The organism is Streptomyces sp. RKAG337 (assembly GCF_023701715.1).
GTDB lineage: Bacteria > Actinomycetota > Actinomycetes > Streptomycetales > Streptomycetaceae > Actinacidiphila.
This window is the reverse complement of sequence record NZ_JAJOZA010000001.1, coordinates 4,462,413-4,482,146: the sequence shown is the minus strand read 5'-3', so window position 1 is coordinate 4,482,146 and position 19,734 is coordinate 4,462,413. Positions and strand designations below refer to the sequence as shown.

Here is a 19,734-nt window from a genome sequence, read left to right as displayed (position 1 = left end):
CCGAGTGCTAACTACCGTTAAGTAACCCTACGATCGTAGGCCGGATCCGGCCGATCGGCCCGTCCGGCCCACGTGAGCTTCACGACACCTTGTTGCCCAGCCGGTCGAGGGTGTTCGACGCCACGTAGTCGGCCATCGTGTCGTTGCGCATCGCCTCCCACAGGGCCGACGTGCCGTTGCCGTCGAGCAGGACCACCGACTGGCCCTTGATCATGTCGAAGCCGGCGACGGGCGCGTTCATGAACGCCATGTCCGAGGACCTGACGTCCTTCATGCCCCAGATCAGATCGCGCAACGCGCCGTTCGAGAGCGAATCGTCGACGCTCACCGAGTTCGTCACCTCGTCCAGCATCCGCTTCGCCTTGAGCGGGTTGCTGAGGGTGTCCCCCGACAGCACCTTGTTCAGCACCGCCCGAAGGAAGTTCTGCTGCCGGTGGGTGCGGTCCAGGTCGCCGCGCGGCAGGCCGTACCGCTCGCGTACGTAGTCCAGTGCCTCGTCACCGTCCATGTGGTGGGTGCCGGCGTCCCACATCCCCGCGCCGTTGCGCCGCGAGACTGTCTTGTCGACGGTGATGTCCACCCCGCCGACCGCGTCGGTCAGCTTCCTGAAGCCGCTCCAGTCGACGACCGCGAGATGGTCGATCTTCACCTTGGAGAGCCGCTGCACCGTGTCGATCAGCAGCGGCGGGCCGCCCCAGGAGAAGGCCGCGTTCAGCTTGGCGCTGCCGTGGCCCGGGACCGCCACCCAGGAGTCACGGGGCAGCGAGACCACATACGCGTGCTTCCCGTCGGCCGGCAGGTGCACCAGCATCATCGTGTCGCTGCGCTGCGCACCCGGCTGCCACTCCGGCGCCTTCGCGCCCTTGCCGGTCGTCGGCAGGTCCGAGCGCGCGTCTATACCCACCAGGAGAAACGTTTGTCCTCCCTTGCTGGGCGCGGGTATCGCCGCGGCCGGCACATTCGTCGGGAACACGTTCGGGATCCGGTCGACGCGGCCGGTGTAGTGCTCGTACGCGTACCAGCCCGTGCCGACGATCAGCAGCGCCCCGGTGCACAGCAGCACCACGGCGCCGAGCAGCACCCGACGGGTCCTGCGCCGCCGCCGGGCCCTGCGGACCTGTGTCTCCTGCGGGTCCTCCGCCGCCCCGGGGATCAGGCCCCCGGCCTCCTCGGGCTCGGCCGTCCCGGCCCCGGCCGGCCCGCCCGGCGCCGCCGCCTCGTCCGCCTGACCGGCCCGCTCGGCCGCCCCCTCGTCCCGCTGATCCGGTGCGGATCCCTCTGCCTTGGAGAGACCCGTTTCGGGTCTCGGTACCGCATCCCCCTGGCCGGCTCGATCCACGGCCACCACCCCCTCGCACTGTCTACGCATTCTGTCCTTCCGGCGTGGACTCTGGCCATGGCCTCACCCTGGATTTCACACACCAGGACGCGACTATGCTCTTCGCATGCCTCTGAAGCTCACCGTCATCGGCACCGGTTACCTCGGCGCCACCCACGCTGCCGCCATGGCCGAGCTCGGCTTCGAGGTACTGGGGCTGGACATCGACCCCCGCAAGATCGAGCTGCTGTCGGCCGGCAAGGTCCCGATGTACGAGCCGGGCCTCGAAGACCTGCTCGCCCGGCACGTGGCCGGTATCGCGGGATCGACCGGACGCCTGAGCTTCACCACCTCGTGGGAGGAGATCGCCGAGTTCGGCGATGTCCACTTCGTCTGCGTCAACACCCCGCAGAAGCACGGCGAGTACGCCTGCGACATGTCCTACGTGGACAGCGCCTTCGAGCTGCTCGCCCCGCATCTGCGGCGGCCCGCCCTCGTCGTCGGCAAGTCCACCGTGCCGGTGGGCAGCGCCGCCCGGCTCGCCGCCCGGCTCGCCGAACTGGCCCCGGCCGGCGCCGACGCCGAGGTGGCCTGGAACCCCGAGTTCCTGCGGGAGGGCTTCGCCGTCCAGGACACCCTGCACCCCGACCGCGTCGTCGTCGGCGTCGCGAGCGCGCACGCCGAGAAGCTGCTGCGGGAGGTTTACGCGACGCCGATGGCAGAAGGCACGCCGTTCGTCGTCGCCGACTACCCCACCGCCGAGCTGGTCAAGACGGCCGCCAACGCGTTCCTCGCCACGAAGATCTCCTTCATCAACGCCATGGCCGAGGTCTGCGAGGCCGGTGACGGCGACGTCGTGAAGCTCGCCGAGGCGATCGGCCACGACGACCGGATCGGCCACAAGTTCCTGCGGGCCGGCATCGGCTTCGGCGGCGGCTGCCTCCCCAAGGACATCCGCGCGTTCATGGCCCGCGCCGGCGAACTCGGCGCCGACCAGGCGCTGACGTTCCTCCGCGAGGTCGACTCGATCAACATGCGGCGGCGCGGCCACATGGTCGAGCTCGCCCGCGAGGCGGTCGGCGGCGACAGCTTCCTCGGGAAGCGGATCGCGGTACTGGGCGCGGCCTTCAAGCCGGACTCCGACGACGTACGGGATTCGCCCGCGCTCAACGTGGCGGGCCAGATCCACCTCCAGGGCGGCCAGGTCACCGTCTACGACCCCAAGGGCATGGACAACGCCCGGCTGCTCTTCCCCACCCTCGGGTACGCGGCCACGGCGCTCGACGCGGTGCGCGGCGCGGATGTCGTTCTGCACCTCACCGAATGGCGCGAGTTCCGTGAACTCGACCCGGCGGCGCTGGGCGAGGTGGCGGCGACGCGGCACATCATCGACGGCCGCAACGCGCTGTCGCCTGCGGCGTGGCGTTCGGCGGGGTGGAAGTTCCGGGCGATGGGCCGGCCGTCGGCGTAGTCGTTGCCAACTGCCTGCCGGCGGCTTCTTGCCTTGCCCGGCCGCTTCGTCGTGGGTGCGGGGGCCGGGCCCTCCGGGGCGGGGCTTCGAAATCGACTATTCACGGTCCCCCAACCTCCGGCAGGGGGTCCCGGTGTCCATGGACGCGGAGGCGCTGGTGATGACCGAGTCGAGCCGGTCTCGGGTGTGCGTGAGATCGACGATGTGCTGGTCGATGCGACCGCGCTCCACAGCCAGGCGGTCGAGGAGTTCGGGTGTGGCCTTGCCGTCGATGACGCAGGGCGTGAGTTCGGCGATGGTCTTGCTCGACAGGCCGGCGGTGAACAGCTCCCGGACCAGGAGGATCCGGGCGACCGCGGTTTCCGGGTAGTGGCGCTGGCCGGTGTTGCTGCGCTCGGCGGTGAGCAGGTTCTGCTCCTCGTAGTACCGCAGGGCCCGGGTGCTGACGCCTGTGCGGCGGGCGAGTTCCCCAATGCGCATTCCGAGCTCCAGGTGATCTGCGCCATGACGACTTGCCTTTGACGTCAACGTCAAGTTTTAGCGTAGCTGACATGATCACCCACCGGACGACCGGCCTCACCGGCCCCGCTCCCACCCCGACCGTGACGGTCAAGCCGATCGTGCTGCCCGCCCCCCAGCGCGGCCAGGACCTGCACGTACGCGTTTCCGCACCGCTCACCGGCACACGCCTGCCGATCGTGCTCCTCGCACACGGATTCGGCTCCGACCTGGACGGCTACGCACCGCTGGTCGACCACTGGGCGTCTCATGGCTTCGTGGTGATCCAAGCCACGCACCTCGACTCCAAGCGGGTCGCCATCGCCGCGGACGACCCCCGCAGGCCCCACCTGTGGCGCTACCGCGTCCAGGACATGAAGCGCATCCTGGATGAGCTCAAGCCGCTGGAGGCATCCGTGCCCGGCCTCTCCGGCCGGGTCGACCACAGCCGCATCGTCGCGGCGGGCCACTCCTTCGGAGGCCAGACCGCGGGCATTGTGGTGGGTCTGCGCGTCACCGACCCCCGGACCGGCACCGCCGACGACCTGTCCGACTCCCGGGTCATGGCCAGCATCCAGCTGGCCACGGCCGGCAAGGGCGGCGACGAACTGACCCCCTTCGCCTACGAGAACCTTCCCTGGCTCCGCGACCAGGACTTCTCCCACATCACCGCCCCCGGACTGGTGGTCGCAGGCGACAAGGACGACCTCCCGCTCACCACCCGAGGACCCGCCTGGACAAGCGACCCCTACACCCTCAGCCGCGGCAACAAGAGCCTGCTCACCGTCTACGGCGGCGAGCACTTCCTCGGCGGCATCTCCGGCTACCGGGCAGCAGAGACCACCGACGAGGACCCCGGCCGCGTCGCCCTCGTCCAGCAGGTCACCCTCGCCTACCTACGCCACATCACCGGCATCGACCACACCGACTGGCAGATGGCCCGGACCGTCCTCGCCGACGCCCACCCGCTGGGGCGGCTGGACGACAAGTGACCCCCGGAGGATCAACGATGGGCGGCACTAGGTGGTTGTACGACTCCGGTAGGCGCGCATTTTGGCTCGGCTGCCGCAGACGGCCATCGTGCACCAGCGGCTGCGGCCGGCGGGGCTGCGGTCGTAGTAGACCCAGCGGCAGCTGTGGGACGCGCACGCCTTGAGGCGTGGCCAGGTGCCGTCGGCGACGGCGGTGGCTATGCCCGCCGCGATGTGGGCGGTGAGGGCGGGGGCGCCGGTCAGCCCGTCGGCAGGACGTACCGCGGCACCGCCCTCCGCGTCGATCGCCAGCAGCAGCGGCGCGGCGCGCAGTAGCCGTTCCAATTCGGCTGCGGCCGGGTCCGGCAGCCGCGTTCCCGTGTGGGCCTGGCAGGCGTCCCGCAGCGCTTCGCGGAGCGCGAGCACGTCATCGAGGTCGGCCGGGCCGAAGCTCAGGCCGGCCAGAGCGTGTTGGCGGGCCCAGGCATCGAGGTCGGCGGGAACGCGCAGTTGGTCCTCGGCCGACTCCAGGTCGACGGTGTTCGCCAGGTCCTGGACCAGAAGGAGGAGTCCAGGAGCGGGGGCGCGTTCTCCGGGCTGCTCCACCCTTGCCACGTTACCTCCACTGGGCCATCATGAAGTAACGGTTACCGGTTGAACGCCTATGGCGGTAACGACATCGAGAGAGGTGCGCTCCATGATCGGCAAGCTGGGTTCCGTGGTACTGGACTGTCCCGACCCCAAAGCACTCGCCGCCTTCTACGCAGCCGTGATGGGCGGTGATGTGGAGGAGGCCGACGACGACTGGGTGGTGCTGCGCGCCACCGACGGCGTCAAGCTCTCGTTCCAGCGCGCCCCGCACCTGGTGGAGCCGCAGTGGCCCGACCCGCAGCGGCCGCAGCAGTTCCACATCGACGTGGCCGTGGAGAACCTGGACGCGGCCCAGGAAGCGGTACTCGCCCTCGGCGCCACGCTCCTTGAGGACGACCACGACGGCAAGCGCAACTGGCGCGTCTTCGCCGACCCCGCCGGCCACCCCTTCTGCCTCTGTGTCTACTGACCACCCCCAGCACCTGCTCACGGAGGGAGCAGGTAGTGGAATCGCCCGAGGGTGAGGGCTCACCCGCAGACGGGTGTCCGTGACGTGAGGGGGCCGGGGCCGCAGGGGTGGGTTTCGAAATGCTGCCGAGCTATTTGTGGGCCGCTGGGGGCACCCCCGGCCGAAGGTTGGGGGACCGTAAACAGTCGATTTCGAAACCCACCCCGGAGGACCCGGCCCCCGACCCCACAACGCACCCGCACCTAGCCGTCCAGTTCAGCGATCGTCGCGAGCGACGGACCCCTCTTATCCTGCGCCGAGGCGGCAGCCGCTTCCGCATCGCGCAGCACCCGCACCGCGTTCCGCCACGTCAGCTTCGCCAGGTCCGCGTCCGACCAGCCCCTGCCCAGCAGTTCGGCGATCAGGTTCGGGTAGCCGGCCACGTCGTCGAGGCCCGACGGGGTGAAGGCCGTGCCGTCGAAGTCGCCGCCGAGGCCGAGGTGGTCGACGCCGGCCACCTCGCGCATGTGGTCGAGGTGGTCCGCGACCGTGGACGGTGTGGCGACCGGGCGCGGGTTCGCCGCCTCGAAGGCGCGCTGGACGGCCATGCCCGCGGGCGTGGTGTCGAGGTGGTGCAGACCGTTGGCCCGCATGTTCTCGTCGGCGGCCTGGGTCCAGGCGACCGCGTCGGTGAGGATGAACTTCGGGACGAAGGTGGCCATCGCGACGCCGCCGTTGGCGGGCAGCAGTGCCAGGACGTCGTCCGGGATGTTGCGGACGTGGTCGCAGACGGCGCGCGACGACGAGTGCGAGAAGATGACCGGTGCCTCGCTGACGCGCAGCGCATCCCGCATCGTGGGGGCGGCGACGTGTGACAGGTCGACGAGCATGCCGCAGCGGTTCATCTCCCGGACGACCTCCTCGCCGAAGGCGGTGAGGCCGCCCGCGCGCGGCTCGTCGGTCGCCGAGTCCGCCCACGGGAGATTGTCGTTGTGGGTGAGCGTCATGTAGCGGACGCCGAGCTGGTGCAGGGCGCGCAGCGTGGCGAGGGAGCAGTTGATGCTGTGGCCGCCCTCGGCACCCATGAGGGAGGCGATCCGGCCCTCGGCGCGGGCCGTCTCCATGTCGTCGGCGGTGAGCGCGAGCCGCAGGTCGTCGCTGTAGCGCTCCGTCATCCGGCGCACCACGTCGATCTGTTCGAGGGTCGCGGAGACCGCGTCGTCGCCGGCCAGGTCGCTGCGTACGTAGACCGACCAGAACTGCGCGCCGACGCCGCCGGCGCGCAGCCGCGGGATGTCGGTGTGCAGCGAGGCACTCTGGTCGGTGCCGATGTCGAGGCGGTCGAGGTCGTAGCGGACCTGCTCGCGCAGTGCCCACGGGAGGTCGTTGTGTCCGTCCACGACGGGGTGGGCGGCGAGCAGTTCCGTGGCGCGGGCGATCAGGTCCATCGGGTCTCCTTGGTTACTTGCCGAACCCGAAGCCTGCCGCACCCTGGACCTTGGCGCGCAGCCGCTTGCCCTTGTCGGTGGCCTGTTCGTTCAGCTCTTCCTGGAAGTGCCGCATCCTGCCGAGGAGTTCGGGGTCGTGCGCGGCGAGGATGCGGACGGCGAGCAGTCCCGCGTTGCGCGCGCCCGCGACGGACACCGTGGCGACCGGGACGCCGGCCGGCATCTGGACGATGGACAGCAGCGAGTCCATGCCGTCGAGGTACTTCAGCGGCACCGGCACGCCGATGACCGGCAGCGGGGTGACGGAGGCGAGCATGCCGGGGAGGTGGGCGGCGCCGCCCGCGCCCGCGATGATCGCCTTGAGGCCGCGGCCGTCGGCCTGCTCGCCGTACGCGATCATCTCGCGCGGCATCCGGTGCGCGGAGAGGACGTCGACCTCGTACGGGATCTCGAACTCGTCCAGCGCCTGAGCGGCGGCTTCCATGACGGGCCAGTCGGAGTCGGAGCCCATCACGATGCCGACGACAGGAGAGGTGCGCGCGTCAGCGCTCCCATAGGAGTGGGGGCCGGGCGACGGGTGGGCTGTCATTCGGTGATCGTTCCTCGCAGGTAGTCGGCCGCGTGCCGGGCGCGCTCGCGCACATCCGCCAGGTCGTCGCCGTAGGTGTTGACGTGGCCCACCTTGCGGCCGGGCTTCACGTCCTTGCCGTACATGTGGATCTTGAGCTGCGGGTCGCGGGCCATGCAGTGCAGGTACGCGGAGTACATGTCCGGGAAGTCGCCGCCGAGGACGTTGGCCATCACGGTCCACTTCGCGCGCGGGCGCGGGTCGCCGAGCGGCAGGTCCAGGACCGCGCGCACATGGTTGGCGAACTGGGACGTCATCGCGCCGTCCTGCGTCCAGTGGCCGCTGTTGTGCGGGCGCATCGCCAGTTCGTTGACGAGGATCCGGCCGTCCCGGGTCTCGAACAGCTCGACCGCGAGGTGCCCGACGACGCCCAGCTCGGCGGCGATGGTCAGCGCGAGCTGCTGGGCCTGCGCCGACAGCTCGGCGCTGAGGTCGGGCGCGGGGGCGATGACGGTGTCGCACACCCCGTTGACCTGCACGGATTCCACGACCGGGTAGGAGACGGCCTGGCCGTGCGGCGAGCGCACCACATTGGCCGCCAGTTCCCGCACGAAGTCGACCTTCTCCTCGGCGAGCACCGGGACGCCCGCCAGGAAGGGATCCGCGGCCCCGTCCTCGTCGCGCACGACCCACACGCCCTTGCCGTCGTACCCGCCGACCACGGTCTTGAGGACGACGGGGAAACCGTCGCCCTCCGCGGCGAACCGCGCGACGTCCGCCGGGTCCGTGACGATCCGGTGCCGCGGGCACGGCACCCCGATCGCGCTGAGCTTCGCCCGCATGACGCCCTTGTCGTGGGCGTGCTGCAGGGCGTCGGGTCCCGGGCGGACGGCGATGCCGTCCGCCTCCAGGACACGCAGGTGCTCGGTGGGGACATGTTCGTGATCGAACGTGATCACGTCGCAGCCCTGCGCGAAGGCGCGGAGGGTCTCCAGATCGCGGTAGTCGCCGATGACGACATCGCTCACCACCTGCGCCGCCGAGTCCTGCGGGGTGTCGCTGAGGAGTTTGAACCTGATACCGAGCGGGATGCCCGCTTCGTGGGTCATACGGGCGAGCTGGCCGCCGCCGACCATGCCGACTACCGGGAATGTCACGTTCCCCAGGATATCGGGCGGGCGGACCCCCGAATGACGCCACCCACGGGCAGCGCCTCGGCCCGTGCGGTTAGCATGAAGAGCCAGTACGACTAGACCAAGAGCCACCACGGGCCCCGGGCGGGTCACACCGACAGACAGGGCCGAGCGGATCATCATGAGCGGACGCCAGACCGTGCAGTCCCGTTTGGGGTCCCTGTACCGCGAGGTAGCCAAGTTCGGTGTGGTCGGTGGCGCGGGCGTCCTGGTCAACGTCGGGGTCTTCAACCTGGTGCGGCACAGCACCGGCCTGCAGACGGTCCGGGCGAGCATCATCGCCACCGCCGTATCGATTCTCTTCAACTACGTCGGCTTCCGGTACTTCACCTACCGTGACCGCGACCGGAGCAGCCGCTCGAAGGAGCTGGGCCTCTTCCTGGGCTTCAGCGCCGTCGGCCTGGTCATCGAGAACGCGGTGCTCTACGTGGCGACGTACGGGTTCGGCTGGGACAGCTCGCTGCAGAGCAACATCTTCAAGTTCGCCGGCATCGGCGTGGCCACCCTCTTCCGCTTCTGGTCCTACCGGACCTGGGTCTTCAAGGCGCTGCCGGCCCGTGAGGTGGCGGAGCAGGCGGAGTCGATCCTCGCCTCGGCGGAGGCGGACACCGATTCCGCGCCGCACAGCCGCACCACGCAGTAGCTCCCACGCGCTACGCGGGAGACGCGCCGACGTCACCTCGGGGCCGCCGCGGCCGCCCCGTCGGATCCTCCTGGGCCAGGAAGAGCGCGAAGACCGGCGGCCGCTGCTGGAGCAGCTCCAGCCGCCCACCGTCCGCCTCGGCCAGGTCCCGGGCCACGGCCAGCCCCAGTCCGGTGGAGTTGCGGCCGCTGACCGTCCGCTCGAAGACCCGTGCGCCCAGGTCGGGCGGTACGCCCGGCCCGTCGTCCGTGACCTCCACGACCGCCTGGTTGCCGGTCACCCGGGTGTGCAGGCCGACGGTGCCGGCGCCGTGCATGAGCGAGTTCTCGATCAGGGTGGCCAGCACCTGGGAGACCGCGCCGGGGGTGCCGACGGCCCGCAGGCCCTGGGTGCCGGAGCGGATGATGGTGCGCCCCTCGCTCTGCGAGGCCGGGCGCCACTCCTCCATCTGCTGCTTGATCACGTCGTCGAGGTCGAAGTCGACCGCCGAGCCGGAGCGCGGGTCCCGGGCGTTGGTCAGCAGCCGCTGCACCACATCGGTGAGCCGCTCCACCTGGCCCAGCGCGATCGTCGCCTCCTCCTTGACGGCGTCCTCGTCGTCCGCGGTGGCCACGATCTCCTCCAGCCGCATCGAGAGCGCCGTCAGGGGCGTCCGCAACTGGTGCGAGGCGTCGGCGGCGAGCCGCCGCTCGGCGGTGAGCATCCGGCCGATCCGCTCCGCGCTCGCGTCCAGGACATCGGCGATCCGGTCCAGCTCCGGCACCCCGTAGCGGCGGTGCCGCGGCCGCGGGTCGCCGGAGCCGAGCCGCTCGGCGGTCTCCGCGAGGTCGGTCAGCGGGCTGCCGAGCCGGCGGGCCTGCCGCACCGCGAGGATCACGGCCGCCAGCACCGCGAGCAGCGCCACGGCCAGGATGACCAGCAGGGTCCTGCCGATCTCCTGGCTGATCTTGGAACGGGACTCCTCGACGACGACGCTCGCGCCGTCGTCGCCGCTCTGGGTCGAGGTGATCACCCGGCCCGAGGGCCGGGTCCCGATCTCGATGGGCGCGCTGCCCGGGATCCGGACGATCGCGAACCGGTCGGCGGCCACCTGCTGCGCCAGCGAGCCGGTGTCGACCTTCTCCCCGCTGGCCCGCCGGCTGTCGACGCTGCCCGCCAGCCGGACCGCCTCGGAGTCGACGCTCTCCTGCGCGCTGCTCTCGATCGTGCGCGTCTCGACGATGACGAGCGAGAGCCCGAAGACCGCGATGACGACGAGGACGACAGCGAGCGTGGAGGAGATCAGTCGGCGGCGCATGGGTGAAGGGTGTCAGCCTTCGGCTAGTTCTTCTCGAACCGGAACCCCACACCGCGCACGGTGGAGATGTACCGGGGCGCGGTCGCGTCGTCGCCGAGCTTCTTGCGCAGCCAGGAGATGTGCATGTCGAGCGTCTTGGTCGACGACCACCATGTGGTGTCCCACACCTCGCGCATCAGCTGCTCACGGGTGACGACCCGGCCCGCGTCGCGCACCAGGACCCGCAGGAGGTCGAACTCCTTCGCGGTGAGCTGCAGCTCGTCGTCGCCCATCCAGGCGCGGTGCGACTCGACGTCGATCCGCACCCCGTGGGTGGACGGCTGCGGCGCGTCGGTGGTGCCGCGGCGCAGCAGCGCCCGGACCCGCGCCAGCAGTTCGGCGAGCCGGAACGGCTTGGTGACGTAGTCGTCGGCACCCGCGTCCAGGCCGACCACCGTGTCGACCTCGTCGGCACGGGCGGTGAGCACCAGCACCGGGAAGGTGTGTCCCTCGGTACGGATCCTGCGGCATACGTCGAGGCCGTCCATACCGGGCAGCCCCAGGTCGAGCACCACCAGATCGACGGCGCCCAGCAGGGCGGCTTCGAGCGCGGTGGGCCCGTCCTCACGCACCTCGACCTCGTAGCCCTCGCGGCGCAGGGCGCGCGCGAGCGGTTCCGAGATGGATGCGTCGTCCTCGGCAAGAAGTACGCGGGTCATGGGCTTGATGGTAGTCCGCGTGGGCAGGCGCCGAGGTAGCGGTGCCAACAGCCCTGTGAGGTAGGTCTCAAGACGCCCTATACCACGCGTTGGGCTGCCATAAAGTAATGAATCGCCCGTAGCAGCACTCAGGGTCCTTCCGCGCACAACACGCGCCGAAGGCCTCTTCTGTGACGGGGCTGGCACAAACCAGCAGTGAGTGATTGACCTGACGGCCGGGTCCGCAGCGCGCACCGCGCGGCGGGCGTGGATCCCGGCGCGCCCCCATAGCGCGTCGGTGCCGGCCACCCCCACCGGGCGCGCGGTCTGTTCCGTCGCGCGTCCCGAGCGAACAAGGATCGACCATGGCGTCCAGCCTGACGAAGGACGCCGCCCCGCAGGGGACCCCTGCTCCGGGCGGCAAGACCTTCTTCGGCCACCCCCGCGGCCTGGCCACTCTCTTCATGACCGAGATGTGGGAGCGGTTCAGCTTCTACGGCATGAAGGCCCTCCTCCCGCTCTATCTGATCGCCGGCGGCCCCGGCGCCGAGAAGGGCTCCCAGGGCGGCGGCCTCGCGATGACGGCGGCCACGGCCGTGGCCATCTACTCCATCTACATGGCGATGGTGTACCTGCTCGCCATGCCCGGCGGCTGGTTCGGCGACCGGGTCTGGGGGCCGCGCAAGACGGTCGCCATCGCGGCGGGCATCATCATGGCCGGCCACCTGACGCTCGCCGTCCCCGGCCAGGCGATGTTCTTCGTCGGCCTGGCACTGGTCGCGCTCGGTTCCGGCCTGCTCAAGGCGAACATCTCGACGATGGTCGGCCACCTCTACGACGGGCCGAACGACCCGCGCCGGGACGGCGGCTTCACCGTCTTCTACATGGGCATCAACATCGGTGCCTTCGCCGCCCCGCTGATCATCGGCACCGTCGGCCAGAACTACAGCTGGCACCTGGGCTTCGCCCTCGCCGCCGTCGGTATGGCACTGGGTCTGGTCCAGTTCCTGCTCGGCACCCGCCACCTGAGCGAGCGCAGCAGCGTCGTCCCGAAGCCGCTGTCGGTCGAGGAGCGCAACACCACCCTGCGCAAGGGCCTGCTGTGGCTGATCGCCGCCGCGGTCTTCTACGGTGTGGTCGTGCTCACCGGGCACTACACGCTCAACTGGGCGCTGGTGCCGATCACCGTGATCGGCCTGGTCATCCCGGTCGGCGTCCTGGTCCGGATAAAGAAGGACAAGGAGCTGTCGGCCGCCGAGCAGTCCAAGATGAGCGGCTACATCTGGTTCTTCGTCGCCGCCGCCGTGTTCTGGATGATCTACGACCAGGGCGGATCGACGATGTCGATCTTCGGCGAGACGAAGACGCAGGGCTCGATGTTCGGGATCGACTTCCCGTCCTCGTGGTTCCAGTCCGTGAACCCGCTCTTCGTCATGGCGCTGGCCCCGGTCATCGCCTGGGGCTGGATCTGGCTGTCGAAGAAGAACCGCGAACCGAGCACCACGGTGAAGTTCGCCATGGGCCTGTTCCTGATCGGCGCCTCGTTCGTCGTCTTCGTCGTCCCGATGGGACTGGCCTCGGACGGTTCGAAGGTCAGCCCGATGTGGCTGGTCACGATCTACATGATCCAGACCATCGGTGAGCTCTGTCTCTCGCCGGTCGGCCTCTCGGTCACCACGAAGATGGCCCCCGCCAAGTACGGCAGCCAGATGATGGGTGTCTGGTTCCTCGCGGTCACCGCGGGCGACTGCACCACCAGCCTGCTGTCCATCGCGGGTGTGGATCTGAACGGCACCGGCATGGTGGGCCTGGAAGCGGCTCTCGCCATCCTCGCCGGCTTCGCCATCTGGATGTACCGCAAGAAGGTCGTCGCGCTGATGGGCGACGTCCGCTGACGTTCCGTCCCGCGCACGCGTGACGAGGCCCCGGTGACCGTACGGTCGCCGGGGCCTCGTCGTTCGGGGTTCCTGTGGTGCGGTCAGTGGCGCAGCTTGCGCCACGGGGTGAAGGTGAAGACGGCGCCGCCGAGGAGGAGGACGGTGCCCGCGATGAGGCCGAGGGCGCGCAGCGAGCCGTTGTTGTCGGCGCCGGTCTGGGCGAGACCGCCGCTGGTGGTGGTCGCGCTGTTGGCGGCGCTGCCGTTGGTACCGCCGCTGTCGCTGCCCTTCTCCTTGATGTCGAGGGTCAGCGAGGCGTCGACGGCCTTGGTCGGTGTGCAGGTCGCGACGGGCGTGCCGCCCTGCGCGAGCTGGACGGCGAGGACGCCCGGGTGCAGCGTGACCGATCCGGTCCTGCCCGGCGAGTAGACGCCGGTGAGGGGATCGAGGGTGACCGGGTCGTTCTGGGCGAACGCCTTGGTGTTGGGCGGCGCCTTGACCTGGACCGTGCCGCTGTCCGCGCCCGCCACCTTGACGGCCATGGTCGCGGTGATGAAGCCCTTGGGGAGGGGTGCGGGGGTCTTCATGACCGAGCCGATGAACCGCACGGAGAGGTTGTAACCCGCGCTGCTCTTGGTGGCGTCGATGGCCACCTGGCCGGTCGGCTTGCCGAACGACCCGCAGTCGAAGGTCACGGAGACCGGGGTGCCCTTGTGCTCGGTGCCGTTGGGCTCACCGCCGCCACCCGTCGTACCGCCGGACGTCGTACCACCGGTGGTGGTGCCTCCGGTGGTGCCACCCGACGTGGTGCCGCCGGACGTGGTGCCGCCCGAGGTCGTCGTGCCACCGGTGGTGCCCGAGGTCGTCGTGCCGCCGGACGTCGTACCGCCGGACGTCGTCGTGCCGCCCGTGCCGCCGCCCGTCACCTTGATCGTGACCGCGACCGGAACGGTGCCGGTCGGCGCGCAGGCGGTGTCGGTCGACATGATGTAGTTCGCGTTGATGTTGTACGCGCCGGGCGAGAGCGTGACGTCACCGGCAGCGGTCAGCTTCAGCTTGCCCTTCATGTCGGACAGCACCATGGGGCTGTTCTTCGGGATCGCCGGATTCGTCCGGGTCCCCGCGACATCCAGCGATCCGGTCTGCGCACCGCCGATCGTGACCTTGCCGGTGGGCAGCACCGAGTTGGCGGGCAGATCCGCGACGCCCGGGTTCTGCGACGCGGCCTGCACGGTCTTCCACGTCACGTCGATCGTGTCGCCGACCTTGGCGGTCGCCGGCGCGGTGATGTCCGCCTTCGTCGTCCCGTTGATGTCGGGCAGATTCGCGATCTTCGGCGGTATGCACTTGGTCGCGAACGAGGACTCGGCGGCCTGCGCGGGTGCCGCGATCAGCAGCGCCGAGCCGCCGCCGAGCATGAGCGCGACACCGACCGCTGTGGCGGCCCTGCTCCTCCGCGGTCGCGATAGTCGATTCGTCACGTGCTTCCTTTCGAAGATGGACGTTCGGTACTCGGTGCGGAAGTCGGTGGGGGCTGCGGCCCGGCGGCCGGCGGCGGCAGGGTGCCCTGGCTGAACCAGGGCAGCGTGCCCGTGTCGTCCGGGGCCCGGGAGCCCGGCGGGCGCCCGCCGTTGGGCGATGACGTGGCCGACGGGGACGGCGCAGAACGGCGGGGCGGCGGCAGGTGGAGCAGCGCGGCGGGCCGCCAGGGGGCCTTGCGGCGGCGGCCGGAGGCGTAGATCGTGCCGGGCAGCCGCGGCCGCGCCTTGTCCACGACGGCCATCCCGATCCGGAAGACCGCGGCCGGCACGACGACGCAGAGCAGGATCCAGAAGAGCGTGACGCCCCAGGGCCGTCCGACGTCCCACGGCTCGGTGACGAGCACCTTGTCGCCGTACTTGAGCTGCACCCGGTAGTCGCCGTGCGCCCCCGAGGTCAGCTCGACGGGCAGCTTGATCTGCTGTTTCATCCCCGGCGCCACGCTGCCGCTCCACTGCTGCTCCTCCCACTGCGGGGCGAAGACGCCGTGCGAGACACCGACCTGGAACACCGGGTTCTTCACCGGTCCCGAGCCGAGATTGCCGACGGTGAAGACCAGTTGGCGCTGCGGCGGGGAGCCGAACCAGGTGAGCAGTCCGCCGCCGCCCTGCAGCCTGGCGGTGAGCACCGCGAGCCGCCCGGCACCGGACGTCTGCGGCAGTTCGGCGACCGGATGCCCGGTGACGACGAACGGCGCGTCGACGGTGACGGAGTCGCCCATCACCGTCGCGACGTGCACGACGCAGGGGCAGGGCTTGGGCGGTGCGACGGCCGGCAGCTTCTGGGTGAAGCCGCCCTTGGCGTCGGTGGTGACCGCGCGGCCGGACTCGTTGGAGCAGGAGTTGGTGCCGCCGATCGCGTTCTGCCCGCAGACCAGGAGGGTGAGCAGCGTGGTCGGCTTCCAGCCCCGGCCGGTGACGGTGATCTCCGTACCGGGCTTGGCCTGCTGCGGCGACAGCGCCACCGCGGGTTTCTGGTCGGCGGCGGGCGCCCGGACCGCCGCCGGGTTGCGGACCGCCACCGGCGCCGCCGCGTGCGACGGCTGCGCGGTGAGCGCGGACAGAACGAGCAGCGCCGCGGCGAGCACGGCTGCCGCCGTCGCCCGGAGTGGTTCCCTGTGCATGGTGCTCACGCCTGTCCGCCCCTGCTTCCCACGCTCGTCACGCCGACCGCTGTCCCTGCCGTCCCCGCATCGGGATCGGGGTCCTCCTCCACCGGCCGCGGCGGACGGTTCCTGCGGCGCCTGACGATGAACCAGGCGGCCAGCAGCGCCAGTCCGGCGAGCAGCACCCCGGTGGCGAGCCAGGGGACCGCGAAGAACGAGGCACCGGCCGTCTCGTTGAGCTCGCCCCGGTCGGTGGTGACGGTGAGCTTGACGCTCACCCGGTCGAACTGCGGCGACCCGGCCCACTTCTCGGTCAGCTCGACCTGCTGTCCCGGCAGGAGTTCCAGCGGCAGCCCCTTGGCCTGCCGGTCCAGCAGGGTGTTGCCGAACAGCCCGGTGGCCTTGACCCGCAGGCGCGGCAGCAGGGAGACGTTGCCCCGGTTGACCAGGGTGTAGTGGATGGTGGCGGTGCTCTCGCCGGTGCCGGGCAGCCAGGGCTGGCCGTGGTCGATACGGACGTTCTCCACGGAGAGCGCGGGGAGGCTGGGGCCGCTCACCCGGAGGTAGATCCGGGCTCCGACGGCCCGCCGGACGCCGACCGCGACACTCCCCTTGGTCTTGTCGGTCTCGGTGTTGAGGGCGACGATCGCGCCGGGGTGGTCGCCGGGGGTGGCGGTGTCGGGGATGGTGAGGGTGAACGGGATGTCGGCGCGGGTCCTGGGCGGGACGGTGAGGCTGCCCTGGGCGAGCTTCACCCAGGTGCCGATGTCCTTGTTGGTCTCCTCGGGGCCGCGCACGGCGAATCCGCCGTCGCGCGGGGTGTTGTACGCGTCGGCGCCGTAGATCTTGAACTGCATCGGCGCGTCGGAGAGGTTGGAGACCGAGACCTTGTCCTTGACGGTGGTCCCCGGTCCCGCCTCCAGGGTGAAGAACTGTCGTTCCTGGCTGGTACTCGTCTTGTCCTTGGCCCCGCCCGCCGGGGCGGGGAAGACCGACCAGCGCCCGTTGTCGGCGGCGCCGGCCGGTCCTGCCGCGGGACCGAGACCGATGCCGAGCAACGCGGCGACCGTCAGCAGCACTGCGCACGCCTTGGCCCTCGACATGTCTGGCATCTCCCTCGGTCCGAGTTAACTGACTGTGCGTCAGGTCAGGGTCAGGGTCAAGACTCCGGAATAGGTTCCTGGGCCGGAGTAGGCCGGAACGTTCAGCGACAGGCCCGCGTCGGCGGTGAACTCACCACCGGTCACGGTGCCGTTGGACGTACTGGCCAGCGTGGCGCCGGCCGTGCCCACGGCGCCGGGCGAACCCGCCGCGCAGACACTGAGGCTGCCCGCCTTGGCGGTGCAGGACGGGGTCCAGCTGAGCTTGTCGGCACCGATGACGGCGCCTCCCGGGCCCTTGAAGTCGGTGACCGCACCGGTCAGGGACCAGCCCGCGGCGCCGCCACGGAAGTCCTTGACGGTGACCGTCTGCAGTGCGCCGGTCGAAGCGCCGCCGTCACCGAAGTTCACCGGGGTCATCTCCACGGTGTCGCCGGCCTGGGTCATGGAGAGCGTCCCGGCGGTGACCGAGGCGTTGAGCTTCTGGCTCCCCGGCGGGATCGGGGTGTTGTCGTTGACCTTGTACGCGGCGGGCCCGGCGGCGGTCGCCGGGTCGTAGCTCGCGCCCTCGAAGGCCACGATGCCGGTGGTCGCGAGGTCGTTGACGACGAGCGAGGCGGTGAAGCCGCCCTGCGCGTCGGCGGTCGCGGAGGTCATGTCCGCGGTCGGGTTGGACCCGGCGATGGCCAGGACCGTGACGGTGGCACCCGCGGTGAAGTGACCGCCGGTGACGGCGACCGCGGTGCCCGGGTCGCCCTGGGCCGAACCCAGCGCGAGGGTCCGCGGGTTGGGGGTGGTCGCCGGGCTCGCGGTGACGGTCTCGGAGACCGGCGCGGGCCCGCCGGTGACGGTGCAGACGGTGTCCAGCTCCAGGATGTAGCTGGTGTGGATGGTGTAGTCACCGGGCGACAGGGTGATGGCGCCGGGCGCGGTGACCACGAAGGTGCCGGTCATGACCAGCGGCGGGAAGGAGCCCTTGCCCGGGATCGGCGGGTTGCTCTTGGGGCCGGTCACGGCGACGGCGCCGGTCTGGACACCGCCGAGCACGACGCTGGCGCGGGGTGTGACGACATCGGCGGGCAGCGCGATGTCCGTCGGGTTGCTCGCGGCCGCCTTGGTGAGGGTGTAGGTGACGGTGACCGTGTCACCGACCTTCGGGTTGGCGGGCGCGACCGACACGGTCGCGTTGGACACACCGTCGATGGGCGGCAGCCCGGCCACGGCGGGCGGAATGCAGTGCGTCTGGAAGTCCACGGCCGTCGCCGCCTGGGCGGGCGCCGCGAGCACCGCGCCGCCCCCCACCATGAGTGCGGCGGCCCCGAGCACGGCGGCCAGTCTCCGTCCGCGCATGACGGATCTTCGCGCGTGAGCGATCATCTTGTCCCCTTGATCACGGTCCGGGCGCAGCGTCCCTTTTCCTCTGCGCCGACGCTGGACATTGAGACGGGACGGCCGAAAGAAGTCAATGGAGCCGGACGACCAGATTTGACTGCCCGTCAGATACAACATCCGTACTGGTCAGGGCAGTTGCGACCGTGGACATGCCGGGCCGCGGCACCGACGCCCGAGTCGGTGCCACGGGCCCGGATCAGCGGGTTCTGGCGGCCCGGCGGGTGAGCCAGAGCACGCCGGCGACCCCGGCGAGCAGTACCGTGCCGCCGAAGGTGCCCAGCGCCACGGCACTGTCGGCCGGACCGGTCTGCGGCAGCGTGGCGGCCGGCGGGGCCGTGGCACCGCTGTCGCCGCCACCGCCCGCCGCCTTGACGTCCAGCGACAGCGAGGGCTTGGGGCTGTTGGTGGCGTTGCAGGTCGTGACCGTGCCGAGGGCCTTGATGGTGAGCACACCGGCCGTGAAGGTGACCTTGCCCGACTTCTTGGGCGTGTAGGTGCCGGTCAGATCGTTGATCTTGATGGGGGTGTTGGCGGGGATCGCCGCGTCGTTCGCGGTGCCGACCACCGACACCGAACCGGAGTCCGCACCGCCGACCTTGATCGTCGCGCTCGGGTTCATCGCCCCCTTGCCGAGTTCGATCGGGCTGGAGGAGACACCCTTCTTGAAGCTCATCGTGAGTTTGTAGCCGGAGCCGGACGGGACGCTCGTGATGTCGATGGGCGACACCGCGTCCTTCTTCCCGATCGGCGACTGACAGCTGTAGGCGACGTCCACCGTTTCGGCGTGTGCGGCCGGGGCGACCAGCAGCGCCGCACCCGCCGCGGTCGCCGTCGCGAGGGCCAGCACTCCACCGCGGGCGGCCGCTCTGCTGAGGACGCTGTTCATGACGTGTTTCATCGGCTCTTCTCCCTTCCGCCACAAGTTACTGACGGCACATCAGATTCGGCGGCCGACAGTACGCCCGTGATCTTGGAGAGGGAAGGGAAGTGCAGAGGGGGAAATCAGGCGGGAGCTGCGAGTTCGGCCCAGACCGTTTTGCCCGGCTGCTCGGGGTGCCGCGCGACGCCCCAGTCCGTGCACAGCCGCTGCACGATGAACATGCCGTGCCCGCCGGGCCGGCCCGCCCGGTGCGGAACGCGCGGCTCCGGCTCGCCGGCTCCGCTGTCGGCGACCTCGAGTCGCAGCACCTTGGGGCTGTGGATCAGCCGCAGCTCATCGGGGCCGTCCGCGTGCAGGCACGCGTTGGTGACCAGTTCCGAGACGACGAGCAGCACGTCCTCGGCCGCGGCCCGGCGCTCCGGCGAGGAGGCGGGCAGCCAGCCCCAGGCCTGCAGCGCCTCGCGAGTGAAGTCGCGGGCGCGCGGGACGATGGCACTCTCACCCAGGAGCCGCAGAACCCGCGCGGATCCGGCCTCGGGCACGACAGTGTCGCCCGGGTCCGAACCGCGGTCGTCCGCCGCGTGGGGCCGAGTGGTGCTCATCAGCGCCTCACCTCACCGATGTCCGACAGTTTCAGGAGTCTCCTGCCCGACGAATTCCCGGGGACACCTCGGGAGCTCTACCAAACAGGGTGGAGTGGGAGATCGCCACCGGCGAT

At 70.6% G+C, this 19,734-nt stretch carries 19 protein-coding genes; 5 read left to right on the top strand and 14 right to left on the bottom strand.

Features of this window, described 5'->3' with window-relative positions; genetic code table 11:
* Positions 1 to 79: 79 nt before the first annotated feature.
* Complete coding sequence (locus LNW73_RS20030; RefSeq protein WP_250990847.1) at positions 80 to 1,339, bottom strand: LCP family protein; 1,260 nt, start codon at positions 1,337 to 1,339, stop codon at positions 80 to 82.
* A gap of 106 nt (positions 1,340 to 1,445) precedes the next feature.
* Here LNW73_RS20030 and LNW73_RS20025 point away from each other — a divergent pair, with 106 nt between their 5' ends.
* Positions 1,446 to 2,789 (top strand): UDP-glucose dehydrogenase family protein, encoded by a 1,344-nt coding sequence (locus LNW73_RS20025; RefSeq protein ID WP_250990846.1) that lies wholly within the window; start codon positions 1,446 to 1,448, stop codon positions 2,787 to 2,789.
* Positions 2,790 to 2,885: 96 nt separating this feature from the next.
* Here LNW73_RS20025 and LNW73_RS20020 read toward each other — a convergent pair whose 3' ends face one another.
* On the bottom strand, positions 2,886 to 3,269 hold the full coding sequence (locus LNW73_RS20020; RefSeq protein ID WP_250990845.1) for a MerR family transcriptional regulator: 384 nt from the start codon (positions 3,267 to 3,269) through the stop codon (positions 2,886 to 2,888).
* Positions 3,270 to 3,340: 71 nt separating this feature from the next.
* On the opposite strand from LNW73_RS20020, the gene LNW73_RS20015 reads away from it, so the two are divergent.
* Complete coding sequence (locus LNW73_RS20015; protein ID WP_250990844.1) at positions 3,341 to 4,279, top strand: alpha/beta hydrolase family protein; 939 nt, start codon at positions 3,341 to 3,343, stop codon at positions 4,277 to 4,279.
* Positions 4,280 to 4,306: 27 nt separating this feature from the next.
* Here the strand turns inward: LNW73_RS20015 and LNW73_RS20010 are convergent, their stop codons facing one another.
* Positions 4,307 to 4,864, bottom strand: coding sequence for a CGNR zinc finger domain-containing protein (locus LNW73_RS20010; RefSeq protein WP_250990843.1), 558 nt, complete (start codon positions 4,862 to 4,864; stop codon positions 4,307 to 4,309).
* Between the two features lie 91 nt (positions 4,865 to 4,955).
* On the opposite strand from LNW73_RS20010, the gene LNW73_RS20005 reads away from it, so the two are divergent.
* Positions 4,956 to 5,318, top strand: a complete 363-nt coding sequence (locus LNW73_RS20005; RefSeq protein WP_250990842.1) for a VOC family protein — start codon at positions 4,956 to 4,958, stop codon at positions 5,316 to 5,318.
* 242 nt (positions 5,319 to 5,560) lie between these two features.
* On the opposite strand, the gene LNW73_RS20000 is transcribed toward LNW73_RS20005, so the two are convergent.
* The 3 genes from LNW73_RS20000 to LNW73_RS19990 are packed head-to-tail and all read right to left on the bottom strand — an operon-like array spanning position 5,561 to position 8,470.
* Positions 5,561 to 6,745, bottom strand: a complete 1,185-nt coding sequence (locus LNW73_RS20000) for a dipeptidase (protein ID WP_250990841.1) — start codon at positions 6,743 to 6,745, stop codon at positions 5,561 to 5,563.
* Between the two features lie 13 nt (positions 6,746 to 6,758).
* Positions 6,759 to 7,334 (bottom strand): 5-(carboxyamino)imidazole ribonucleotide mutase, encoded by a 576-nt coding sequence (gene purE / locus LNW73_RS19995; RefSeq protein WP_250990840.1) that lies wholly within the window; start codon positions 7,332 to 7,334, stop codon positions 6,759 to 6,761.
* Positions 7,331 to 8,470: a 5-(carboxyamino)imidazole ribonucleotide synthase gene (locus LNW73_RS19990; protein ID WP_250976178.1), complete on the bottom strand. Its 1,140-nt coding sequence runs from the start codon at positions 8,468 to 8,470 to the stop codon at positions 7,331 to 7,333. Before LNW73_RS19990 ends, purE begins: the two co-directional genes overlap by 4 nt.
* A gap of 157 nt (positions 8,471 to 8,627) precedes the next feature.
* Between LNW73_RS19990 and LNW73_RS19985 the strand changes: the two genes are divergently transcribed.
* Entirely contained in the window at positions 8,628 to 9,149 is a 522-nt protein-coding gene (locus LNW73_RS19985; RefSeq protein ID WP_250990839.1) for a GtrA family protein, read from the top strand.
* Between the two features lie 10 nt (positions 9,150 to 9,159).
* On the opposite strand, the gene LNW73_RS19980 is transcribed toward LNW73_RS19985, so the two are convergent.
* Together LNW73_RS19980 and LNW73_RS19975 are read right to left on the bottom strand one after the other, a co-directional pair.
* Positions 9,160 to 10,446: an ATP-binding protein gene (locus LNW73_RS19980; protein ID WP_250990838.1), complete on the bottom strand. Its 1,287-nt coding sequence runs from the start codon at positions 10,444 to 10,446 to the stop codon at positions 9,160 to 9,162.
* Positions 10,447 to 10,469: 23 nt separating this feature from the next.
* Positions 10,470 to 11,144, bottom strand: a complete 675-nt coding sequence (locus LNW73_RS19975) for a response regulator transcription factor (RefSeq protein WP_138356121.1) — start codon at positions 11,142 to 11,144, stop codon at positions 10,470 to 10,472.
* A gap of 344 nt (positions 11,145 to 11,488) precedes the next feature.
* Here LNW73_RS19975 and LNW73_RS19970 point away from each other — a divergent pair, with 344 nt between their 5' ends.
* Positions 11,489 to 13,018: a peptide MFS transporter gene (locus LNW73_RS19970; RefSeq protein WP_250990837.1), complete on the top strand. Its 1,530-nt coding sequence runs from the start codon at positions 11,489 to 11,491 to the stop codon at positions 13,016 to 13,018.
* Between the two features lie 83 nt (positions 13,019 to 13,101).
* Here LNW73_RS19970 and LNW73_RS19965 read toward each other — a convergent pair whose 3' ends face one another.
* The 6 genes from LNW73_RS19965 to LNW73_RS19940 all read right to left on the bottom strand — a co-directional run bounded on the left by LNW73_RS19965 (position 13,102) and on the right by LNW73_RS19940 (position 19,618).
* Positions 13,102 to 14,481, bottom strand: coding sequence for a hypothetical protein (locus LNW73_RS19965; protein ID WP_250990836.1), 1,380 nt, complete (start codon positions 14,479 to 14,481; stop codon positions 13,102 to 13,104).
* A complete protein-coding gene (locus tag LNW73_RS19960) occupies positions 14,478 to 15,662 on the bottom strand; it encodes a hypothetical protein (RefSeq protein ID WP_250992978.1) in 1,185 nt (394 codons plus the stop codon). The genes LNW73_RS19965 and LNW73_RS19960 overlap by 4 nt, the downstream gene beginning before the upstream one ends.
* Before the next feature lie 5 nt (positions 15,663 to 15,667).
* Positions 15,668 to 16,747: a WxL protein peptidoglycan domain-containing protein gene (locus tag LNW73_RS19955; RefSeq protein ID WP_250990835.1), complete on the bottom strand. Its 1,080-nt coding sequence runs from the start codon at positions 16,745 to 16,747 to the stop codon at positions 15,668 to 15,670.
* Positions 16,748 to 16,786: 39 nt separating this feature from the next.
* Positions 16,787 to 18,094, bottom strand: a complete 1,308-nt coding sequence (locus LNW73_RS19950) for a DUF4175 domain-containing protein (RefSeq protein WP_250990834.1) — start codon at positions 18,092 to 18,094, stop codon at positions 16,787 to 16,789.
* A gap of 238 nt (positions 18,095 to 18,332) precedes the next feature.
* Positions 18,333 to 19,034: an LPXTG cell wall anchor domain-containing protein gene (locus LNW73_RS19945; RefSeq protein WP_250990833.1), complete on the bottom strand. Its 702-nt coding sequence runs from the start codon at positions 19,032 to 19,034 to the stop codon at positions 18,333 to 18,335.
* 104 nt (positions 19,035 to 19,138) lie between these two features.
* Positions 19,139 to 19,618 (bottom strand): ATP-binding protein, encoded by a 480-nt coding sequence (locus LNW73_RS19940; protein ID WP_250990832.1) that lies wholly within the window; start codon positions 19,616 to 19,618, stop codon positions 19,139 to 19,141.
* Positions 19,619 to 19,734: the final 116 nt, after the last annotated feature.